Origin of the sequence: Xanthobacter autotrophicus, from assembly GCF_005871085.1 — a bacterium.
Classification (GTDB): domain Bacteria; phylum Pseudomonadota; class Alphaproteobacteria; order Rhizobiales; family Xanthobacteraceae; genus Xanthobacter; species Xanthobacter autotrophicus.
The window spans coordinates 1-19330 of the sequence record NZ_VAUP01000014.1 but is presented as its reverse complement, the minus strand read 5'-3'; the positions used below and the strand labels follow the sequence as shown (position 1 = coordinate 19330).

The window sequence follows — 19330 nt, the reverse complement described above, 5'->3', positions numbered from 1 at the left end:
AATATTGATGGACAATTCTCCCCGCGGGCTCCCCGTCATTCCCGCCTCCTTCTTCGGCATGGTCCTGGGACTGGTCGGCTGGAGCAACAGCTGGCGCGCGGCCCATGAAATATGGGGCCTCCCGGCAGCCATCGGCGAGGCTCTGATGATCGCCGGCAGTCTCGTCTGGGCCGTTCTCGTCGTTCTGTTTGCCGCCAAATGGCTGGCGGCCCGCAGGGATGCGCTCTCCGAGGCCTTCCATCCGGTCCAGTGCTGCTTCATCGGGCTCGCCGGCGTCGCGACCATGCTGGTGGCGATCGCAGCGCACCCCTATTCCAGCCCCATCGCCGTGGCCCTGTTCGTGCCCGGCGTGGTCTTCACGCTGGCCTTCGCACTCTGGCGCACCGGCGTGCTCTGGCAAGGCGCACGGGATCCGGCCGCAACGACGCCCGTGCTCTATCTGCCGACAGTCGCCGGCTCCTATGTGACGGCCATCGGCTGTTCGGCGTTCGGCTATCCCGAATGGGGGCGCCTTGCGTTCGGCGCCGGCACCCTGAGCTGGTTTGCCATCGAATCCGTCCTGCTCCACCGCCTCTATACCGCGCCGGAAATGCCGCCTCCGCTGCGCCCCGTGCTGGGTATCCAGCTTGCACCGCCGACCGTCGGCGCCGCGGCCTATATCAGCGTCACGAGTGGGCCCCCCGATCTGGTCGTCTACGGCCTGATCGGCTACGGGCTCCTCCAACTGCTTGTTCTCGCCCGGCTCGCGCCCTGGATCTTTGCCGCCGGCCTCACCGCTTCCGCCTGGGCCTTCACCTTCGGCCTCACCGCACTGGCCACGGCGATGATCAGGCTCGTCGGTCGGGGCGATGCCGGACCAGTCGCTGTTCTGGCACCCGCCGCGTTCGTGCTTGTCTCGGTCGCGATGAGCGTGATCATCGTGCGGACGATCTGGCTGCTGGTCGCGGGGCGGCTTCTGCCCGCGGCACCGACGCGGTGAGGCACCAGGGCGCCTGAATGGCGTAGGTGGCCTACGGCCAGGGAGCGGTGATCAGGATCGGTAGGCCGCCGCCAGGGCGACACGAATTCGGAAACCGTGGACCGGAATGAACTCGGGCGAACCGGGCCGGAAGATGGCCGTGGTCGTCAAGGCTCGCGTCTTTGTACCCTCAGCCGCGACCCGCCACGTCCAGGGCCTCGAACTCCTCGTCCGTCAAGCGGATCGAAGCTGCCCTGACGTTTTCCTCGAGATGCGACACCTTGCCGGTCCCAGGTATCGGCAGGATCACGGGGCTTTTCTTGAGGAGCCAGGCAATGGCGATCTGACCCGGGCTCGCGCCATGCGCCGCCGCCACGCGGTCGAGGATCGTGCCAGGCTCCGCCAGCTTGCCGGAGCCCAGCGGGTACCACGGGACGAAGCCGATGGCGTTGGCCTCGCAATAGTCCAGCACCGCCTCGCTGGTCCTGTCTGCGAGGTTGTAGCGATTTTGGACGGTGGCCACGGGGAAATATCGTTGCGCCGCTTCGATCTCGTCGATCGTGACCTCGCTGAGACCCCCATGCTTGATCACGCCGGTATCGATCAGCGTCCGGATGGCGGCGAATTGTTCGCTGCGCGGAACGGCGGGATCGATCCGGTGCAACTGCCAAAGATCGATGCGCTCGACACCGAGCCGATCCCGGCTCGCATGAGCCTGCCGAAGGAGATAGTCAGGGTCGCCCTTCGTGTCCCATCGGCCCGGCCCCAGGCGGGTCAGCCCGGCCTTGGTCGCAATGCGCACGCGCCCGTAGGGATACAGAGCCTCGCGGATCAGCTCCTCTGACACGTAAGGTCCGTAAGAGTTGGCTGTGTCGATGAAATCGACGCCGAACTCCGGCAACTTCCTCAGCGTAGCGAGGGCGCCCTCGCGATTGGGCGGAGGTCCCCAGATGCCTTCGCCGGTGATGCGCATCGCGCCGAAGCCGAGGCGCGCGACCGGCATATCGCCGCCGATCGCAAAGGTTCCCGACAGTGAGGCATCCAGAGGTGTCATGAGAAAATCCGATCGGTCCAGTCTGCATAGCGTATAGGCCGCGAAGCACGCTCAGAACGTCAAAGAGGCGACCATTTGGGACAGATGGGACCGATTGGAGTTGCCATGCTGGGTCAGGTACCCCCAGGACGCAGTTTCCAGCTTGACCGGATGCAGGCTGGCACCGCCTCGAAGGGCCGAATGGGCCGGCCACTGGACGCCCAAGTTCTGAAATCCATATAAAGGCGAATTCGGTCAGAAGGGTACCGGTCATGAGGCATGTCGGCTTCATCATGGAGGACGGCTTCCAGGTCATGGGCCTGGCGGCGCTGTCAGCCTTCGAGTTTGCAAACTTGCAGCTCGGACACCGTGCCTATTGGCTGAGCGTCATGTCGGAAAAGGGAGGCGGCGTGTTGTCGACCCTTGGGGTCAAGATCGAGACGACGCCCTTGGATGACTTTCCCGACACGCTGATGGTCCTGGGCGAATTGCGTCCGCGCCCGATCTCCCCGGCGCTTCGCGACTACATCGTGGCGGCCGGGCGCAACTCGCGACGCGTCGCGGGTGTCTGTACCGGCGCATTCGTTCTGGCGGAGGCGGGCCTGCTCGACGGGAAATCCGCGACCACCCACTGGGCGCACGCCAGAACGCTACAAAGTCGGTTTCCGACCATCCGGGTCGATGAGGATCGCATATTCATTCAGGACGGCAATATCTGGACGTCCGCGGGCATGAGTTCCGCAATCGATCTGGCCCTCGCGCTGATCGAGGAGGACTACGACGCCCAGCTTGCGCGCACGATCGCACGCCGGCTCGTCGTCTATCATCGCCGGCCGGGCGGCCAGTCGCAGTTTTCAGCGTTGCTCGAACTCGAACCCCGGTCCGATCGGGTCAGGCGTGCGCTGATCTATGCCAAGGAAAACCTCCGCAACCCTCTGACGGTCGAGGAGCTCGCGGACGCGGCAAGCCTGAGCCCCAGGCAGTTCACGCGCGTGTTCCGGGACGAAACCGGACAGTCCCCCGCCAAGGCCGTGGAGCGGCTGCGCCTGGAGGCGGCGAAAGTCATGCTCGAGGAGGGCCGGCATTCGATGGACACGGTCGCTCGCGACACCGGCTTCACGGATCGCGACCGCATGCGGCGCGCCTTCCTGCGCTTCTTCGGCCACCCGCCGCAGACGCTTCGTCGCAACCTGCGTCTCATGGAGCAGGAGGATAGGGTGGAGGACAGCTCCAGCGCCTCCGAGACCACGAACTGAAGCCAGCGCCCGGCCCCGATCTTCCCTTCGGGACGTCCCGCAAACGCACCGGCCGTTTGATGCTCGCCGCTGAACGGCGGGGTGGCGGGAGCATGCCTTCGGTACCGCGGAGGTGATGTCTCAAATTGCTGTTTATATGACATTTGAGACTCATCTTCGCCGCCCGATAGTCGGCGGCATCGGCGGTCCAGGCTGATCCGGACCGGCCTCAATCGAGCCGCAGGTGACGTCCATGCAGATGACCGGCAACACGATCTTCATTACGGGCGGAGGGTCCGGCATCGGCCGGGGGCTGGCCGAGGCCTTCCACAGGTTGGGCAATAAGGTCATCGTCGCCGGCCGGCGCAAGGCGCTGCTCGACGACGTCTCGGGCGCCAATCCCGGCATCGACGGCGTTGAACTTGATATCGCCGATCCCGACGATATCAGGCGCGTGGCCGCCCGTCTGACAGCGGACTATCCCGCGCTCAACGTCCTGATCAACAATGCCGGCATCATGCCGTTCGACGACGCCGGCGGGACCATCGATGATGCCGTGTCCCGAAAGATCGTCGACACCAATCTGCTCGGGCCAATCCGGCTTACCTCGGCGCTGGTCGAACATTTCAAGAAGCAATCGCGCGCGACGGTGATCCACAACACCTCCGTCCTCGCCTACGTGCCGCTGGCGACGGCGGCCGTCTATTCGGCCGCAAAGGCAGCTCTGCACTCCTATGCGCTGTCACAGCGCTTCATGCTGCGGGACACCAGCGTGTCGGTTCAGGAGATCGCACCGCCCTGGGTCGACACCGACCTCGTCAAGAAGAGCGGCGATCCGCGTGCAATGCCGCTCGGCGTCTTCATCGAGAAGACCATGGCGGGTCTGGCCGCCGACACGGAAGAGGTGGTCGTCGACGAGATCCGGGCGCTGCGGGACAATCCCGGCAGCGGCGAGCACGAACTGGTGCGCGGCTTCAATCTGGAACTGGTCGCCAATCCCATTCCGGTCTGATCCGCAGGAGCGCTGCCGCGTGCGACGTGGCGGCGGCTCTGGAGCTCGGAGCAATTTCAATGATCCAGGAAAAGTCAGCATCGCCCGTGGCTTTGGCCCCGGATGCAGCACTTGCGGCGGGGGCGCATCAGGTGGGGTCGGGCTCTCTTTTGTCGCCGGCATTTCTCGCGCTTGGGACCTTCGCCATCGGAACCGAAGGGTTCATGATCGCGCCCCTTTCCCGACCATCGCCGATGATCTCGGGATGAGCCTGTCGGCGACTGCGACGCTGGTCGTCGTCTTCACGCTCGTCCTGGCGGTGAGTTCACCGATCTCGACCGTCCTGACCGTGAGCCTGCGGCGGCGCGACACGCTGCTGCTCGCCATGGCGATCTTCACCGCCGGCAACCTGCTCGCCGCTCACTCTTCGTCGTTCGCGACGCTGATGATCGCTCGCATCATGATGGCGATCGCCTCGGGGCTCTACATCCCGGGAGCGAATGCGCTGGCCGGGGCTATCGTGCCTGCGGGCAAGCGCGGGCGCGCGCTCGCCATCGTCAGCGGTGGCATGACCATCGCTATTGCGCTGGGCCTGCCGCTCGGCGCCATCGTGGGGCATGCCTTCGGCTGGCGAACCACCTTTCTGGCCGTGGCCGCGATGGGCCTCGTCGCGATCGTCGGAATCCGTCTCGGGATCCGCTCCGACGCCGGATCCGGGGTTCCGGTGGCGAGCTTGTCGCAACGGCTCAGCGTGGTGCGGCGCCCTGCGATCCTTCGCCTCCTCGCCGTCAGTCTATTCTGGGCAATCGGCGCCTTCACGGCTTACCCCTACATCGCCCCGTATCTGAAAGCGGTCGTGGACTTCGGTCCCGGCGGTATCAGCGCGACGGTTTCCATGTGGGGCATCGCCGCAGCGATCGGCGTCACGGTCGGTGGCACACTGAATGACCGTTTCGGATCGGACCGGGTGGTGCTGGGGTCCCTGATCGCTCTTTCGATCTCATTTGCGATGCTGGCTGTCGCGACGCTGCTGCCTCCGGGGCGGGCCCTCATCGTCGCCCTCGCGGCCATTGCCGTCTGGGGCTTCAGCGTGTGGTCCTTGTTTCCCGCCCAGATGGCTCGACTGATCGCGGCCGGTCCGGCCTCGGAGGCCCCCATCGCGCTCGCTCTCAACACCTCGACCATGTACCTCGGCTTTTCCATCGGTTCCGCGATCGGTGCCACCGTCATCGGCACCGGAGCGGTCTGGCCCATCGGTGCATTGGCCGCGCTGGCAGAACTTGCCGCGATCGTCCTCGACCGTCGTCGGGCAGCCCAGGCGGTCCGGTGATGGAGCCCCGACGTTGGTGAAGCCCGGCTGGGTTCCCGGGGCTGCTCGTCCGGATGGGCCATTGCTCGGAGGCTGCGGCCCACGCAATCCCGACGTCGGTTCCAGCAACGGGCGGCATCAACTCAGCCGGATGTCCGACAGGTGGATCGAGACGACCAGTGGCTCGGCTAGCGACGTCACCCACGTCAATCTTCAGGAAACGCGGGCAGCCTTGTTGGACGTTGTCGCGCCGTTTGCCATCCGGGAGCCGCCATGCTGGCTTTTAATAATGACATCAACCTTTCCTGTGGGCAGGGGGCATAATGTTGCTTGCCTGCTTGGTGGCGAGAGGCGGACTGAACGCCTGGTCGAACCGCACATGATCCGTATTCTCGTCCATCGCACCCCAAGGCCGTCGCGCAAGCACCTGGCGGTATGGAAAATCATATTTAATCGCAATATGTTAAAGTAATTCTAGACGGGGCGGGCGGGTCGCCGGCATGCGGTGGACATCGTCCAAAAAGCCCCGCTCGTGCAGGGTCATAGTGGCCGGATGGCCTTCTCGTCCCGGAGCCGTCGCGTCTTCCCGGGCAGAGCGTGTTGCATCGCCGGTGTCACCAAAGTGCAACGCGCGTCGTGGAACACGCTGTTGTTGCCCGATCAGCCGCTTTCAGGGCGGACGGGTGCCAATCGGCATCGGTCGCGCCATTGGCGGCCGCTGCCGCCTCGGAACCTGCGCGCCGGATCCCGAAGGCGACCCCGGCAAACAGGCAAGATCCTGCGTCAGAGCGAACACGTGGCGGGATAGAGGTCCCGACGACGCCAGTGCAGCATGAATTCAATGACGATCCTGTCAGAATTCTTAGAAGTCTTGGCGCCCGTAAATTTCACTATATGAAATAGTGCTCTGCAATGTGAAAAATAATTGACTCGCGTTTTTCGGCTGCTACTTTTGACTTAATAAGAAATACGGGAGGGATTGCCATGGACCTGATGCAGGTCGGCCCCGATCAGCAGCCGATGGTAAAGCCGGTTCCAAGCCGGCAGGCCGGTGCCGGCATCCAGTCGGTGGAGCGTGCGCTGACGTTGCTGGAAGCTATTGCCAACGCCGGTGGCGTCGCCGGCCTCAATGCCCTCGCCATGGAAGCTGGGCTCAATCCATCGACCTGCCACCACCTGCTCGCGACACTGGTCCAGCGCGGCTACGTCACCAAGTCGGCGGGCCGGCGCTATGCGCTCGGACCCCGCATCCTGTCCTTCAGCGCCGCCTGCCTGCGCCAGGTGGATCTGCCGCGCCGCGCCGAACCGTTCCTGGAGCGGATCAATGCTGCCACCGGCGAGACTGTCCACCTGGCGGTGTTGCAGGGCGAAGATCTCTTCACCATAGCCAAGAAGGATGCACGGCATGCCGTGCGGGTGGACTCGGGCGCCGTGGGCAAGACCGATGCGGTGCATGCCACCGCGACCGGCAAGGCCATCCTCGCCTGGCTCCCGGAACCCCAGATCCGCGCCATCCTCGCCCACAAGGGCATGACGCGCTTCACTGCGAACACCATCACGGACTGCGAAGGCCTGCTTGAGCACCTGCGCGCCGTGCGCCGTGAGGGATATGCGACCGACAACGAGGAGTTTCAGCCCCACGTGGTCTGTGTGGGCGCCGCCATCAGGGACCACGTGGGAACCGTCGTCGGCTCGCTCTCGGTATCGGCGCCGACCATGCGGGCGGATGCGGTGCACCTGGATCTGATGCGGTGCGAAATCGTAAATGCGGCCAATAGTCTGTCCTCGGAGCTCGGCAACTCCGGAACGTTGGACGAGAAGGCCGTCCCTGCTTCGTCGGTCAAGCAGGCCTGAACTTCAGCGCCGCAAGCGCGCCCATCTGCACCTTTGCCATTTGGCCGGCCGCACCGCGGACCGGAAACGGACCAACGTGTCCATCTTCAGGAGGAAAAGCCCATGTATGCGCCCCAAGGTGTGAGGACGAGCCCTGATTATCCCATTCCGGAGACCATGCGTGCATGGGTCCTGGGGGATCCCGACCAGATCGTCCTCACGGAAAAGCCGGTGCCGGCGCCGAAACGCGCCGAAGTGCTGGTGCGCATTGATGCCGTCGCCATCTGCGCCACCGACCTCGAGATCATCCACCGGGGACCCCCGGCGCAGATCGAGGGCGGATTGCCGTTCAACAAGAACTTTACGCCAGGCCACGAATACATGGGAACGGTCGTGGCGCTTGGCCCGGGAGTCGATGAATACAAGATCGGCCAGCGGGTAACGGTGGAGATCCATGCCGGCTGCGGCCAGTGCAAGCGCTGCCGACAGGGCATGTACACTTCCTGCCACAACTATGGCCTCAATTACGGTGAGGTCGACAAGGGCCATCGCGCCAACGGCTTCACCACGGACGGCGGCTTCGCGGAATACGCCATCAACAATATCAACACCATCATCCCCGTCGGCGACGACATGTCCGACGAGGAGGCGACGCTGGTGGTCACCGCCGGCACGGCCATGTATGGCCTGACCGAGCTTGGCGGCCTCGTGGCGGGCGAGAGCGTCGCGGTGCTTGGGCCAGGTCCCATCGGGCTTCTCGGGGTCGCTGTCGCGAAGTCATTGGGCGCGAACCCGGTTTTCCTCACCGGCACCCGTGACAACCGGCTCCAGATGGGCCGCGAGCTTGGCGCCGACCATGTGGTCAACGTCAAGGATGAGGATCCGGTGGAAGCGATCCGCGGGCTGAACGGCGGCAAGGGCATCGATTATGTGATCGAGTGCTCAGGTGCGCCCAACGCCATCAACGAGGCGGCGCGCATGCTGAACCGCGGCGGGCGCATCTGCCTTGCGGCCTTCCCCCATGAGCCGGTCGAGATCGACGTGGCCTATCTGGTGCGCAACAACATCTATCTGTTCGGCATTCGCGGCGAAGGCAAGAGCGCCACCCACCGCGCCGAGGCTTTCATGGCGCAGAAGCGCTTCGATGCCACCAAGATCCATACCCACACCTTCCCGCTGGTCGATCTGCCCACGGCGCTGAAATATGCCCGCGAGCGGATCGAGGATGCCATCAAGGTGGTGGTGAAGGTCTCCGACACCGAATACGCCCGCGCAGCGGCGGAATAGGCGCGCGGCCATGCTCACCTGCGACCACTATATCACGGCGCGCACCCTCGACGCCGCATTCGACGCAATGGAGGCGTTCGCCGGCCGCTACCGCCTGGTGGCCGGAGCTACGGACATCCTCCCGTGGGCGCGGGAGGGGCGCGCGGGCGACGTTCACATCGAGGCGCTCATCGACATTTCGAAGATCGCCGACCTGAACGGCGTCGTCATCGGCAAGAGCCGCGTGCGGCTCGGCGCGGCGACACCTTTTCAGGCCTTCCTTGAGGACCGCGCGTTGAGCGCGGTTCTTCCTAACATGCGCCATTGCGCCATCTGGTTCGCCTGCGACCAGATTCGCGCCAGCGCCACCATTGGCGGCAACGTCGCCAATGCCTCGCCCGCCGCGGACGGCATGCCGGCGCTCCTCGTCCTCAATGCCGAGGTGGAACTGGCCCTGCGCGATACCGGCGGCGTCCGCCGGCGCAGCGTGCCCCTGGCCGAGCTGGTGGAGGGGCCGAGCCGGACCTCCATCGCGCCCGGCGAGATCATCACCAGCTTCGAATGCGACGCCTTGCCGACCCATGGCGGCGCATTCGAGAAGGTGGGTCATCGGCGCTCCCTCGTCATTGCGGTGGCGTGCCTGAGCGTCGCGGTGAGCCTCGATGCGGGCCGAAAGGCCTTCGACGATGTGCGCATCGCGGCTGGCGGCATCGGCCCCAAGGCGGTGCGCCTTGCTCATACCGAGGCGCTGCTGCGCGGCGCTCCCCTCGATGCCGGGACCATCGCCGAGGCGGCGGAGCTGGAGCTCGACCTCGTACAATCCCGCTCACGACGTGACTACCGGCGCGCAGTGCTGCGCGGCTTCCTCACTCGCGCTCTCGTCTGCGCGGCGCGCGAGGCGGGCGCCGACGTGGATGTCCTCGAACAGACACTGGAGGCAGTCGATGCCTGACCTTTCCCTTTCCGTCACGGTGAACGGCCGGACCCTCCATCGCACCGTGCCGCCGCACCTGCGCCTGCTCGATCTGTTGAGGGAGGATCTTCACCTCACCGGCAGCAAGGAAGGCTGCGGCGCCGGCGAGTGCGGCACCTGCTCGGTGTTCGTGGACGGGGTACTCCTGAAGTCCTGCCTCGTGCCGGCGGCCAAGGTGGACGGCGCCGACGTGGAGACGGTGGAGAGCCTGGGCCCACGCGGGGCCCTGTCCGTGGTGCAGCGGGCCTTTCACAAAGCTGGCGCGAGCCAGTGCGGTTACTGCATCCCGGGCATGGTGATGGCTGCGACCGCAGCCCTGCGCAGCAATCCGCGGCTCGGCGACGAGGAGATCAAGGAACGCCTCGGAGGCAACATCTGCCGGTGCACCGGCTACCAGAAGATCTTCGATGCGGTGGCGCTGGCCCGCGACGTGCTGTGCGGCGTACGGCCCGCGTCGGCCCTCGATGAGGAGGAACTGAAGGACGGCAGCTTCATCGGCACCAGCGTGCGCCGTCTCGACGCGCCGTCCAAGGTCACGGGCGCCTTGCGCTATGCTGGCGACATGACGCTGCCCGGCATGCTGCATGTGAAGGTGCTGCGTTCGCCTCATGCCCACGCCGTGATCCGCAGCCTAGACACGTCGGAGGCCGAGGCCATGGACGGGGTGGCGGCCATCGTCACCGCCGCCGACGTGCCGGGCAAGGACGGCTTCGGCGTGTTCGTGCGCGACCAGCCGGTGATGGCGCGAGGCAAGGTGCGCTACGTGGGCGAGGCCATTGCCGCCGTGGCGGCCGAAGACCTCGTCACCGCCACACGGGCGCTCGCGAAGATCAAGGTGGCGTATGAGATCCTGCCCGGGGTGTTCGATCCGGATGCGGCGCTGATGCCGGGCGCGCCGGTGCTGCACGACTATGCTGCGGACAACCTGGTGAAGCACATCCCCATCCGCAAGGGCGACGTCGAGGCGGGCTTCGCCGCGGCGGACGTGATCATCGAGGAGTGCTTCGAGACCCAGCAGGTGGAGCATGCCTATCTCGAGCCCGAGGCAGGCCTCGCTTACGTGGATCCCGACGGCGTGGTGACGGTGCATTCGCCCAGCCAGAACATCACCCATCACCGCCACATGCTTTCCGACATCCTGGCCCTGCCCATCAACAAGGTGCGCATGATCATGAGTCCGGTCGGGGGCGGCTTCGGCGGCAAGGAGGACATGATCTACCAGGGCATGCTGGCGTTGCTCGCCATGAAGACCGGACAGCCGGTGCGCCTCGTCTTCACCCGGGAGGAATCGGTTTCCACCACGGCGAAGCGACACTCGGCGCGCATCTCCTACCGCATGGGTCTGGCCCGGGACGGCCGGATCACGGCAAGCGAGATCCGAGCGGTCTATGACGGTGGAGCCTACGGCATGTCCACTGAAGGGGTCATCCGGAAGGGCGCGATCCTCGCCGGGGGGCCTTATGCGATCCCCAATGTGAAGATCGACACCTACGGGGTCTATACCAACAACACTCCGTCCGGAGCCTTCCGCTCCTTCGGCTCGCTCCAGACCCAGTTCGCCACCGAAAGCATGCTCGACATGGCGGCCGAGCGGCTGGGCCTCGACCCCTTCGAGCTGCGCCGGCGCAACGCCATGCGGGCCGGCGACACCACCCATACCCAACAGCGTCTCGACAGCGCGAGTCTTCTCGATGTCCTGGCGGGCGCAGAAGGGGCCGCGCGCTGGGAGCGCGGCGCGCCGGTGGTGCGCGGGGCCGTTCGCGGCGATCTCGCGGGGGAGGGCACGCGCCCGCCCTGCCGGCTCGGGGCGCGCTTCGCGGCTCCGGTTCCCGAAGCCCAGGCCGAGGAGGTCGCGTGATGGCGAGGAAGCGCGGACGCGGCATGGCCGCAGGCTGGTATGGCATCGCCCGCACGGCGAGCATCGACCGTGCCGGCACCTGGGTGGAACTGGATGACGGGGGCACCGCCAAAGTGGTCACCGGCGTCACCGAGATCGGCGAGGGCATCCTCACCGTCCTTGCCCAGATCGCGGCGGAAGAACTGGGCATCCGCCCCGAGGACGTCACCGTGGGCGACAATGACACGGCTCGCGTCCCGGAAGCCGCCCATGCCGGCGCGACCCGGCAGACCTACATGATCGGCAATTCGGTCGCGCTGGCCTGCCGTGAGGCCCGCGCCCGGCTTTTCGACGAGATGGCCGCCCATTGGGGCACCGATGCCGCCTCCCTGCGGGCGCACAACGGCACGCTTAGGGCCGAGGGAACCAACCTGAAGTGCGCGATGCGCGAGGCGGTGGACATCTGCAAGAAGCGTGGCGTCGTGCCGGTTGGCGCGGCCTCCTTCACCGCCCACCACACCGGGCTCGATGCCGCCGACGGATCGGGACGTCCCTGGCAGGCCTATGTGTTCGGCTGCCAGGTGGCCGAGGTGGAGGTGGACACCGTCACCGGCGAAGTGCAGGTGCTCGGCGTGTGGGCGGCGCATGACGTGGGACGCGCCGTCAATCCCAAAGGGGTGGAAGGCCAGATCGAGGGCGGCGTGGTGCAGGCCCTCGGGCAGGGGCTCATGGAGCATTACCAGACGGTGGACGGCCACACCGTAACCCCGGGCTTCGCCAAGTACATCCTGCCGACGGCCCTCGACGTGCCGCAGGTCACCTGCGTGATCGTGGAGGATCCGGATCCCATCGGCCCACTCGGCGTGAAGGGCATCGGCGAGCCGGCCATGGTGCCCACCATCCCCGCGGTCATGAACGCCATCTACGACGCCATCGGCGTCCGCATCACCACGCTGCCGGCGACGCCGGAAAGCATCGTCGCCGCCCTCGGGCGCAAGAGGCAGGCGGAAACCGCCGCACAGGCAAGGGCGCAATAAGCCCAGAAAAAAGCCAAGGGAAAACCCAAAAATACACCGGGAGGAAACAATGCTTCAGCCTGCGATGAGCGATCAAAGTTTAAACCCGCCGCAACGACCGCTGTTCTGGCCGATCCGTCTGTGCAAGAAGCTATATTTCCAGGTTCTCGTCGCCGTGGTGATCGGCGCGTTGCTCGGATATTATGAGCCGATGCTCGCGCAGCAGTTCAAACCGCTGGGCGATGTGTTCATTCGGGCCATCAAGGTGGTGGTCACGCCCATCATCTTCCTGACGATCGTCGTTGGCATCGCCACCATGGGCGACATGCGCCGGATCGCCAGCGTCGGGGTCAAGGCGCTCATCTATTTCGAGATCGCCTCCACCCTCGCTCTTATCATCGGCATGGTGGTGGGCAATGTGTGGCCGGTGGGTCATGGCATCAACGCTAACCCCGCCACTCTCGATAGCTCGGCGGTCTCGGGCTATGTGTCCAGCGCCAAGCACATGACGTTGGTCGACTTTCTCGTCAACATCATCCCGACCACCTTCGTGGAGCCATTCGTGAAGGGCGAGATTTTGCCCGTCCTGTTCGTGGCGGTGCTGTTCGGCCTGGCGCTCTGCAAGTTCGGCGACAGGGTGAAGCCGCTGGTGGCGTTGCTGGAGCAGGCTGCGGCCGGGCTATTCGGCATGGTCGGCATCATCATGCGCTTTGCCCCGATCGGCGCATTCGGCGCCATGGCCTTCACCATCGGCAAGTTCGGCATCGGCACGCTGATCAATCTCGGTGAACTGGTGCTGGCGGTCTACATCGTCTCCATCCTGTTCGTCGTGTTGGTGTTGGGGGCGGCCCTGCGCATCGCCGGCTTCAGCCTGTGGAAGGTGCTCGCCCACTTCAAGGATGAGATCCTGGTGGTGTTCGCCGCCACCTCCGCTGAAACCATGATCCCGCGGTCCATCGAGAAGCTCGAGAATATCGGCGTGAAGAAAGAGGTCGTGGGCCTCGTGATGCCGACGGGCTTCTCCTTCAACATGGATGGCACCGCGATCTACATGACCATGTCGGTCCTGTTCATCGCGCACGCCACCAATATTGAGCTTTCGATCACCCAGCAGCTCACCATCCTGTTCGTGATGCTCTTCACCTCGAAGGGCGCGGCCGGGGTGACGGGCGGCGGCTTCATTGCGCTCGCCGCCACCATGCCCGCCATCGGCGTGTTGCCGATCGCCGGACTGACCCTGCTCATCGGCGTCGACCGCTTCATGGCGGAGATCCGCGCCGCCACCAACCTCACCAGCAACATCATCGCCACGCTGGTGGTGGGCCGCTGGGTGGGCGGCGTCGACTACGAACGTGCGCTCAAGGTGCTCGACGGCAAGCCGGTTCCCGATCTCGTCTCCGAGGTCGGGATGACGGAGGCGGCGGTTCCGCCCGGCCTCCTTCCGGTTGCGGTCGCCGCCCGGGTGTGACGGTCGCGCCATCGCCAACCGTTCCCAGATCAAGGGGTTCCGACATGACAAGCTATTCCGCATTGGACACGGTCGCACGGCAGTCGGGATCCCCGGCGGCCCAAAGCCCGGCCAGCTGGCTGGACCGGCGGCGCGAGCGTGCCCGCATCATCGCCCGCGCCGGGGGGTTCGAAAAAGCCATCGCCTGCGGCCTCCTGCCGAAGCTGGTGGAGGTGACGCTCTCGGAGGCGCTCGTCCTGGGCCTGCTGAAGCAGGGGGTGCGGAAATATCTCGCCATCTTCGGGCACGGCTCCACCGACCTTGGCGACGTGCTCAGGGTCTATGAGGAAGAAGGGGTCACGCAGACCTTCAACTGTCGCAACGAGGTGGCGATGGCCCATGCCGCCACGGCGCTGGCCTGGCAGTACAAGGAGGTGCCGGCGGTGGTCACTTCCATCGGGCCGGGGGCACTCCAGGCCATGGCCGGTTCCCTCGCCGCAGCGTCGAACGGGGTCGGCGTCTACCATATCTATGGTGACGAGACGACCTTCGGCGAAGGCTACAACATGCAGCAGGTGCCGAAGCCGGAGCAGGGCCTGTTTGGCCGCATCACCGCCCTGATGGGGCGCTCCTACGTCCTGCACACGCCGCAGGCCCTGCGCGATGCCATGCGGCAGGGGGGGCAGACCGTGTTCCATCCCTATCGGGCCGGGCCGTTCTACCTGCTGCTTCCGCTCAACACCCAGCCGGCGCCCCTTACGCTCAATCTCGCTGCCTTGCCGGGGCGCCCGAGCTTGCCGGCGCTGTCGCTGGAGGATGATGGGCCCGTCAAGGCGGCGGCCCAGCTCATCGCCCGCGCGCCGCGCGTGGTGTTGAAGGCGGGCGGGGGGACCCGCGGCCACGACGAAGCCGTCAGGCGCCTCGCGGAGGCGGCAGGGGCCGCCGTGGTGCTCTCCCCGGGATCGAGCGGCGTGCTGCCTGATGCCCATCCCCAGAACATGCACGTGGGTGGATCGAAAGGCTCCATCAGCGGCAATGCGGCCATGGCAGCGGCGGAACTCGTGGTGGTCGTGGGCTCGCGCGCCGTTTGCCAGTCCGATTGCTCCGGCATCGGCTATCCCGCGGCGAAGGCCGTGGTGAACATCAATGGCGACCTCACCGACCTGCTCCACTACAACGCGACCCACGCCCTGCCCGGCGACATATCGGCGGTGTGCAACCGCCTCGCTGCCGAACTGGAGCGGATCGGCGCCGCGGGCGCCGTCGGCAAGGCGGAATGGCTGGCGGAATGCGCCGCACACAAGGCCGAATGGGCCGCCTTCCGCGCCGAGCGCTTCGCCGCCGAGCCGGTGATGGACGAGACCTTCGGCCGCCCGGTGTTGAGCCAGCCGGCGGCGATCAAGGTGGTGGCGGATTTCGCGCGGCGCATCGGGGCCGCCAAGCTTTTCGACGCCGGCGACGTGCAGGCCAACGGCTTCCAGATCGTGGAAGACGACCGCACCGGCGACACCTTCACCGAGACCGGCGCCTCCTACATGGGCTTTGCCGTCAGCGCGCTTCTGGCCTCGGGTCTCGCCGAGGCGCCCCGCTACACCATCGCCTTCACCGGCGATGGCTCCTTCATGATGAACCCACAGATCCTGATCGATGCCATCGAGCATGGTGTCCGCGGCATGGTTGTGATCTTCGACAACCGCCGCATGGCGGCCATTTCAAGCCTGCAGGTCGCCCAATACGGTGCCACCTTCAAGACCCATGACGCGGTGGCGGTGGACTACGCCGCGCTGGCCGGCTCCGTGGCCGGAGTGCTGGCGCTCCATGGCGGCTTCACCGCCGACCGGCTCACCGCCGCGCTGGCACGGGCCTACGCCCATGACGGCTTTTCGGTGGTGCACGTGCCGGTCCATGCCGGGGATGATCCCCTGGCTGGCCTCGGCGCCTGGGGGAACTGGAACGTGGGCAACTGGTGCGAGGAGGTCCAGGATGCCTGGATCGCGCAGGACCTGTGAGGGGCGGGGAGGCGATCATGTATGGCTATGACGATTTCGGCCTCTTCATCGGCGGGGGGTGGCGCGCGGCCTCCGCCCGGGGTACCCGGCAGGTGGTTGACCCGGCCACGGAAGAGGTGATCGGGCGCGTTCCCGACGCGACCGACGACGACATCGATGCCGCTCTCGTGGCTGCCGCCGCCGGCTTCGCCACCTGGCGGCGGGTGCAGCCCTGGGACAGGTCGGCCCGGCTCCGCCGAGTCGGCGACCTCATCCGCGAGCGCATCGAGCCCTATGCCCTGCTCATGTCCATGGAGACGGGCAAGCCGCTGGGCGAATCCCGTGGCGAGTGGCGCGCCACTGCCGACCAGTTCGAATGGTACGCGGAGGAAACCAAGCGGATCTACGGCCAGACCATCGAGGCGCGCGAGAGCGATGTCCGCATGGCGGTCATCCATCAGCCGGTGGGTGTGGTGGCCGCGTTCTCCGCGTGGAATTTTCCGGCACTGCTCCCAGCGCGCAAGATCGCCGCCGCCCTCTGCGCCGGCTGCGCGGTGATCGTCAAGCCGGCCGGGGAGGCGCCCGGAAGCGCCATGGCCATCGTCCAGGCCTGCGCGGATGCAGGCATGCCCGAGGGGGCCGTGAATCTCGTCACCGGCGATTCCCGCCGCATTTCCGCGCGGCTCATCGCGTCGCCGGTGGTGCGCAAGGTCTCGCTGACCGGCTCTGTCCCGGTCGGACGGGAAATCCTGCGCCTCGCCGCGACCCACGTGAAGAAGGTCACCATGGAACTGGGCGGCCATGCCCCGGTGCTGGTCTTCGCCGATGCGGACGTGGAGCGCGCCGCCGAGTTGTGCGCCGCCACCAAGTTCCGCAATTGCGGGCAGGTGTGCATCTCGCCGAGCCGCTTCTACGTGGAGGAGGGGGCCTATGACGCCTTTGCGCGCCGCTTCGTCGCGACCGCCGAAGCCCTGAGGCCCGGTCCCTATACCGAGGAACAGGCGAACGTCGGCCCCCTCGCCAACAGGCGCGGCCTGGAGAACGCCCGCGCGATGGTTGCCGACGCCCTGGAGCACGGCGCCGAGCTGCTCGCCGGGGGTGACCAGCCCGCCGGGTTCAACCGGGGCTTCTTCTTTGCGCCCACCGTGCTCGGACGGGTGCCGGATGCCGCCCGCATCATGGTGGAGGAGCCGTTCGGCCCGGTGGCGCCGCTGACCTCCTTCAGCAGCTTCGATGAGGGGATGGCGCGGGCCAATGCCTTGCCGTTCGGCTTGGCCGGCTACGTCTTCACCCGTAGTCTCGCTACCGCCGCGCGCGCCTCCGAGGCGCTGGAGGTGGGCATGGTCGGCGTCAACGATACCATGCTCGCCACGGCGGAAGCCCCGTTCGGAGGCATCAAGGAGAGTGGCATGGGCCGCGAAGGCGGTGCCCTGGGGATCCGCGACTATCTGGAACCCAAATACGTGAAGACGCGGCTTCTCTGAGCCACGTCCCGACCTCGACGCGCGTGAGGCGGCAGCCCTCGCGCTTCCTCACGCAGCCCTTGAGAGAGCATTCCATGAGCGAGCACCCCCACGGCATCGCCCGCGGCCTGACCGACTATGGCGACCGGGATTTCTCCATCTATTTGCGGCGCTCCTTCGCCCAGTCCATGGGCTATTCACGCGAGATGCTGAAGCGTCCCGTGGTTGGCATCGCCTATACGCCGTCGGGCTTCAACAATTGCCACCGGCATTTTCCCGAGCTGCTGGAGGCAGTGAAGCGCGGCGTATTGGCGGCGGGTGGGCTGCCGCTCGAATTTCCCACGGTCTCCCTCGGCGAGGTGTTCCTCTCGCCCACCTCGCTGCGCTATCGCAACCTCATGGCGATGGACACGGAGGAGATGATCCGCGCCCAGCCCATGGACAGCGTGGTCCTCATGGGAGGCTGCGACAAGACGGTTCCGGCTCAGCTCATGGGGGCGGTTTCGGCCGATCTTCCCGCCATCCAGCTCATCGGCGGCCCGATGATGACGGGCCGTCACAAGGGCGAGCGGCTCGGCGCCTGCACCGACTGCCGCCGGTTCTGGGCCAAGTACCGCGCCGGGGATGTGGATGCCGAGGAGATCGACGTCATCGAGGGCCGCCTTGCAACGACGGCCGGCACCTGCGCGGTGATGGGCACGGCAAGCACCATGGCCTGCATCGCCGAGGCGCTGGGAATGACCCTCCCCGGCACGGCGGCCATTCCGGCCGTGCATGCCGACCGGCTGCGCGCCGCCGAGGCCACCGGCGCCGCTGCGGTCAGGCTCATCGGTTCCGATCTCACGCCGAAGCGCATCGTCACCGCCCAATCGGTCGAGAATGCCCTGCGCGTGCTCATGGCGCTCAGCGGCTCCACCAATGCGGTCATCCATCTTGCGGCCATCGCCGGGCGCGCCGGCATCCCCCTCGACCTCGACCGGCTCAATGCGATCTCCGACACGACGCCGGTACTGGTGAACCTTAAGCCCGTCGGCGCGCATTACATGGAGGACTTCCATTCCGCTGGCGGCATGGGAGCGGTGCTGCGGGAACTGCGGCCGCTGCTCCATCTCGATACCTTGACCGTGACCGGTGAAACCCTGCGCGAACGCCTCGACGCGGACCAGGACGGCTATGTGGACCACGCCATCATCGCCGCCCGTGAAAGTCCGCTCGAACCCGACGGGGGGCTGGTGGCGCTGTTCGGGTCGCTGGCCCCGCGCGGTGCGATCCTGAAGCGAGCGGCGGCGGATGCGCGCCTGTTCGAGACCGAAGGGCGGGCGGTGGTGTTCTCCTCCCTCGCCGATCTGGCCGCCCGGATCGACGATCCGGCCCTGGATGTGCGGGAGGATGATATCCTCGTGCTGCAGAATGCCGGTCCGCACAGCGCCTCGGGCATGCCGGAAGCCGGCTACCTGCCCATTCCCCGCAAGCTCGCGGCGAAGGGCGTGAAGGACATGATCCGGATTTCCGATGCGCGCATGAGCGGCACCGCCTTCGGCACCATCGTGCTGCATGTGACGCCCGATGCGGCGTCGGGCGGTCCGTTGGCCCTCGTGCAGGACGGCGATCCCATCCGCCTGTCCGTTGCCGGGCGGCGTATCGACCTCCTGGTCGAGGCGGACGAACTGGCCCGCCGCCGCGCGCTCCTTCCGCCGCCGCCCCCCGCGCCCGAGCGCGGCTATGCGCGGCTTTATGCCGAGCAGACGCTGGATGCGGACGAGGGGTGCGACTTCCGCTTCCTGAAGCCACCTACGGCCACCGGCGTCGCCGGTGCCGAGCGTGATGCGGCGGAATAGGGCTGAGGGCTAACACATGAAAATCGCTGTCCCCGCCGAGGTTGATCTCGGCGAGCCGCGGGTCTCTGCGACCCCGGATACGGTGAAGCGTCTTGTCGGTCTTGGCGCCAGCGTGGCGGTCGAGACGGGCGCGGGCCTCAAGT

Annotated in this window: 15 protein-coding genes and 1 pseudogene; 15 read left to right on the top strand and 1 reads right to left on the bottom strand. The window is 66.6% G+C overall.

Going from position 1 to position 19330, the window contains the following annotated elements; genetic code table 11:
* The first annotated feature begins 7 nt into the window (after nucleotides 1–7).
* Nucleotides 8–979: a dicarboxylate transporter/tellurite-resistance protein TehA gene (tehA, locus tag FBQ73_RS04650; RefSeq protein ID WP_138398350.1), complete on the top strand. Its 972-nt coding sequence runs from the start codon at nucleotides 8–10 to the stop codon at nucleotides 977–979.
* 169 nt (nucleotides 980–1148) lie between these two features.
* Here tehA and FBQ73_RS04645 read toward each other — a convergent pair whose 3' ends face one another.
* Nucleotides 1149–2012 carry an aldo/keto reductase gene (locus FBQ73_RS04645; RefSeq protein ID WP_138398349.1) on the bottom strand — a complete coding sequence of 288 codons (864 nt, stop codon included), beginning with the start codon at nucleotides 2010–2012 and terminating at the stop codon, nucleotides 1149–1151.
* A gap of 251 nt (nucleotides 2013–2263) precedes the next feature.
* Here FBQ73_RS04645 and FBQ73_RS04640 point away from each other — a divergent pair, with 251 nt between their 5' ends.
* The 14 genes and pseudogenes from FBQ73_RS04640 to FBQ73_RS04585 all read left to right on the top strand — a co-directional run.
* Nucleotides 2264–3247, top strand: a complete 984-nt coding sequence (locus tag FBQ73_RS04640) for a GlxA family transcriptional regulator (RefSeq protein ID WP_138398348.1) — start codon at nucleotides 2264–2266, stop codon at nucleotides 3245–3247.
* Between the two features lie 232 nt (nucleotides 3248–3479).
* The gene (locus tag FBQ73_RS04635; RefSeq protein ID WP_138398347.1) at nucleotides 3480–4238 is read left to right on the top strand and encodes an SDR family oxidoreductase; all 759 of its coding nucleotides are present in this window, start codon (nucleotides 3480–3482) and stop codon (nucleotides 4236–4238) included.
* Between the two features lie 59 nt (nucleotides 4239–4297).
* On the top strand, nucleotides 4298–4486 hold the full coding sequence (locus tag FBQ73_RS23070) for a hypothetical protein (RefSeq protein WP_246089569.1): 189 nt from the start codon (nucleotides 4298–4300) through the stop codon (nucleotides 4484–4486).
* On the top strand, nucleotides 4483–5547 hold the full coding sequence (locus tag FBQ73_RS04630) for an MFS transporter (protein WP_246089568.1): 1065 nt from the start codon (nucleotides 4483–4485) through the stop codon (nucleotides 5545–5547). Before FBQ73_RS23070 ends, FBQ73_RS04630 begins: the two co-directional genes overlap by 4 nt.
* Nucleotides 5548–6510: 963 nt before the next feature.
* On the top strand, nucleotides 6511–7380 hold the full coding sequence (locus FBQ73_RS04625; protein WP_138398346.1) for an IclR family transcriptional regulator: 870 nt from the start codon (nucleotides 6511–6513) through the stop codon (nucleotides 7378–7380).
* Nucleotides 7381–7536: 156 nt separating this feature from the next.
* Nucleotides 7537–8646: a zinc-dependent alcohol dehydrogenase gene (locus tag FBQ73_RS04620; protein ID WP_246089567.1), complete on the top strand. Its 1110-nt coding sequence runs from the start codon at nucleotides 7537–7539 to the stop codon at nucleotides 8644–8646.
* A 10-nt stretch (nucleotides 8647–8656) separates the two neighbouring features.
* The gene (locus FBQ73_RS04615; RefSeq protein ID WP_138398344.1) at nucleotides 8657–9577 is read left to right on the top strand and encodes an FAD binding domain-containing protein; all 921 of its coding nucleotides are present in this window, start codon (nucleotides 8657–8659) and stop codon (nucleotides 9575–9577) included.
* Nucleotides 9570–11456: a molybdopterin-dependent oxidoreductase gene (locus FBQ73_RS04610; protein ID WP_170218746.1), complete on the top strand. Its 1887-nt coding sequence runs from the start codon at nucleotides 9570–9572 to the stop codon at nucleotides 11454–11456. Before FBQ73_RS04615 ends, FBQ73_RS04610 begins: the two co-directional genes overlap by 8 nt.
* Nucleotides 11456–12472: a xanthine dehydrogenase family protein molybdopterin-binding subunit gene (locus FBQ73_RS23350; RefSeq protein WP_170218745.1), complete on the top strand. Its 1017-nt coding sequence runs from the start codon at nucleotides 11456–11458 to the stop codon at nucleotides 12470–12472. Before FBQ73_RS04610 ends, FBQ73_RS23350 begins: the two co-directional genes overlap by 1 nt.
* 49 nt (nucleotides 12473–12521) lie before the next feature.
* Complete coding sequence (dctA, locus tag FBQ73_RS04605) at nucleotides 12522–13919, top strand: C4-dicarboxylate transporter DctA (protein WP_138398343.1); 1398 nt, start codon at nucleotides 12522–12524, stop codon at nucleotides 13917–13919.
* Between the two features lie 44 nt (nucleotides 13920–13963).
* On the top strand, nucleotides 13964–15907 hold the full coding sequence (locus FBQ73_RS04600) for a thiamine pyrophosphate-dependent enzyme (protein ID WP_138398342.1): 1944 nt from the start codon (nucleotides 13964–13966) through the stop codon (nucleotides 15905–15907).
* A 17-nt stretch (nucleotides 15908–15924) separates the two neighbouring features.
* Nucleotides 15925–17370, top strand: coding sequence for an NAD-dependent succinate-semialdehyde dehydrogenase (locus FBQ73_RS04595; protein WP_138398341.1), 1446 nt, complete (start codon nucleotides 15925–15927; stop codon nucleotides 17368–17370).
* 74 nt (nucleotides 17371–17444) lie between these two features.
* Nucleotides 17445–19187 (top strand): dihydroxy-acid dehydratase, encoded by a 1743-nt coding sequence (locus FBQ73_RS04590; protein ID WP_138398340.1) that lies wholly within the window; start codon nucleotides 17445–17447, stop codon nucleotides 19185–19187.
* A 16-nt stretch (nucleotides 19188–19203) separates the two neighbouring features.
* A pseudogene (locus tag FBQ73_RS04585) lies at nucleotides 19204–19330 on the top strand (NAD(P)(+) transhydrogenase (Re/Si-specific) subunit alpha); the annotation flags it as partial.

Bases quoted from the DNA above. Each gene is read 5' to 3' on its own strand.
- tehA (WP_138398350.1), top strand. From the start codon at position 8: ATGGACAATTCTCCCCGCGGGCTCCCCGTCATTCCCGCCTCCTTCTTC.
- FBQ73_RS04645 (WP_138398349.1), bottom strand. From the start codon at position 2,012: ATGACACCTCTGGATGCCTCACTGTCGGGAACCTTTGCGATCGGCGGC.
- FBQ73_RS04640 (WP_138398348.1), top strand. From the start codon at position 2,264: ATGAGGCATGTCGGCTTCATCATGGAGGACGGCTTCCAGGTCATGGGC.
- FBQ73_RS04635 (WP_138398347.1), top strand. From the start codon at position 3,480: ATGCAGATGACCGGCAACACGATCTTCATTACGGGCGGAGGGTCCGGC.
- FBQ73_RS23070 (WP_246089569.1), top strand. From the start codon at position 4,298: ATGATCCAGGAAAAGTCAGCATCGCCCGTGGCTTTGGCCCCGGATGCA.
- FBQ73_RS04630 (WP_246089568.1), top strand. From the start codon at position 4,483: ATGAGCCTGTCGGCGACTGCGACGCTGGTCGTCGTCTTCACGCTCGTC.
- FBQ73_RS04625 (WP_138398346.1), top strand. From the start codon at position 6,511: ATGGACCTGATGCAGGTCGGCCCCGATCAGCAGCCGATGGTAAAGCCG.
- FBQ73_RS04620 (WP_246089567.1), top strand. From the start codon at position 7,537: ATGCGTGCATGGGTCCTGGGGGATCCCGACCAGATCGTCCTCACGGAA.
- FBQ73_RS04615 (WP_138398344.1), top strand. From the start codon at position 8,657: ATGCTCACCTGCGACCACTATATCACGGCGCGCACCCTCGACGCCGCA.
- FBQ73_RS04610 (WP_170218746.1), top strand. From the start codon at position 9,570: ATGCCTGACCTTTCCCTTTCCGTCACGGTGAACGGCCGGACCCTCCAT.
- FBQ73_RS23350 (WP_170218745.1), top strand. From the start codon at position 11,456: ATGGCGAGGAAGCGCGGACGCGGCATGGCCGCAGGCTGGTATGGCATC.
- dctA (WP_138398343.1), top strand. From the start codon at position 12,522: ATGCTTCAGCCTGCGATGAGCGATCAAAGTTTAAACCCGCCGCAACGA.
- FBQ73_RS04600 (WP_138398342.1), top strand. From the start codon at position 13,964: ATGACAAGCTATTCCGCATTGGACACGGTCGCACGGCAGTCGGGATCC.
- FBQ73_RS04595 (WP_138398341.1), top strand. From the start codon at position 15,925: ATGTATGGCTATGACGATTTCGGCCTCTTCATCGGCGGGGGGTGGCGC.
- FBQ73_RS04590 (WP_138398340.1), top strand. From the start codon at position 17,445: ATGAGCGAGCACCCCCACGGCATCGCCCGCGGCCTGACCGACTATGGC.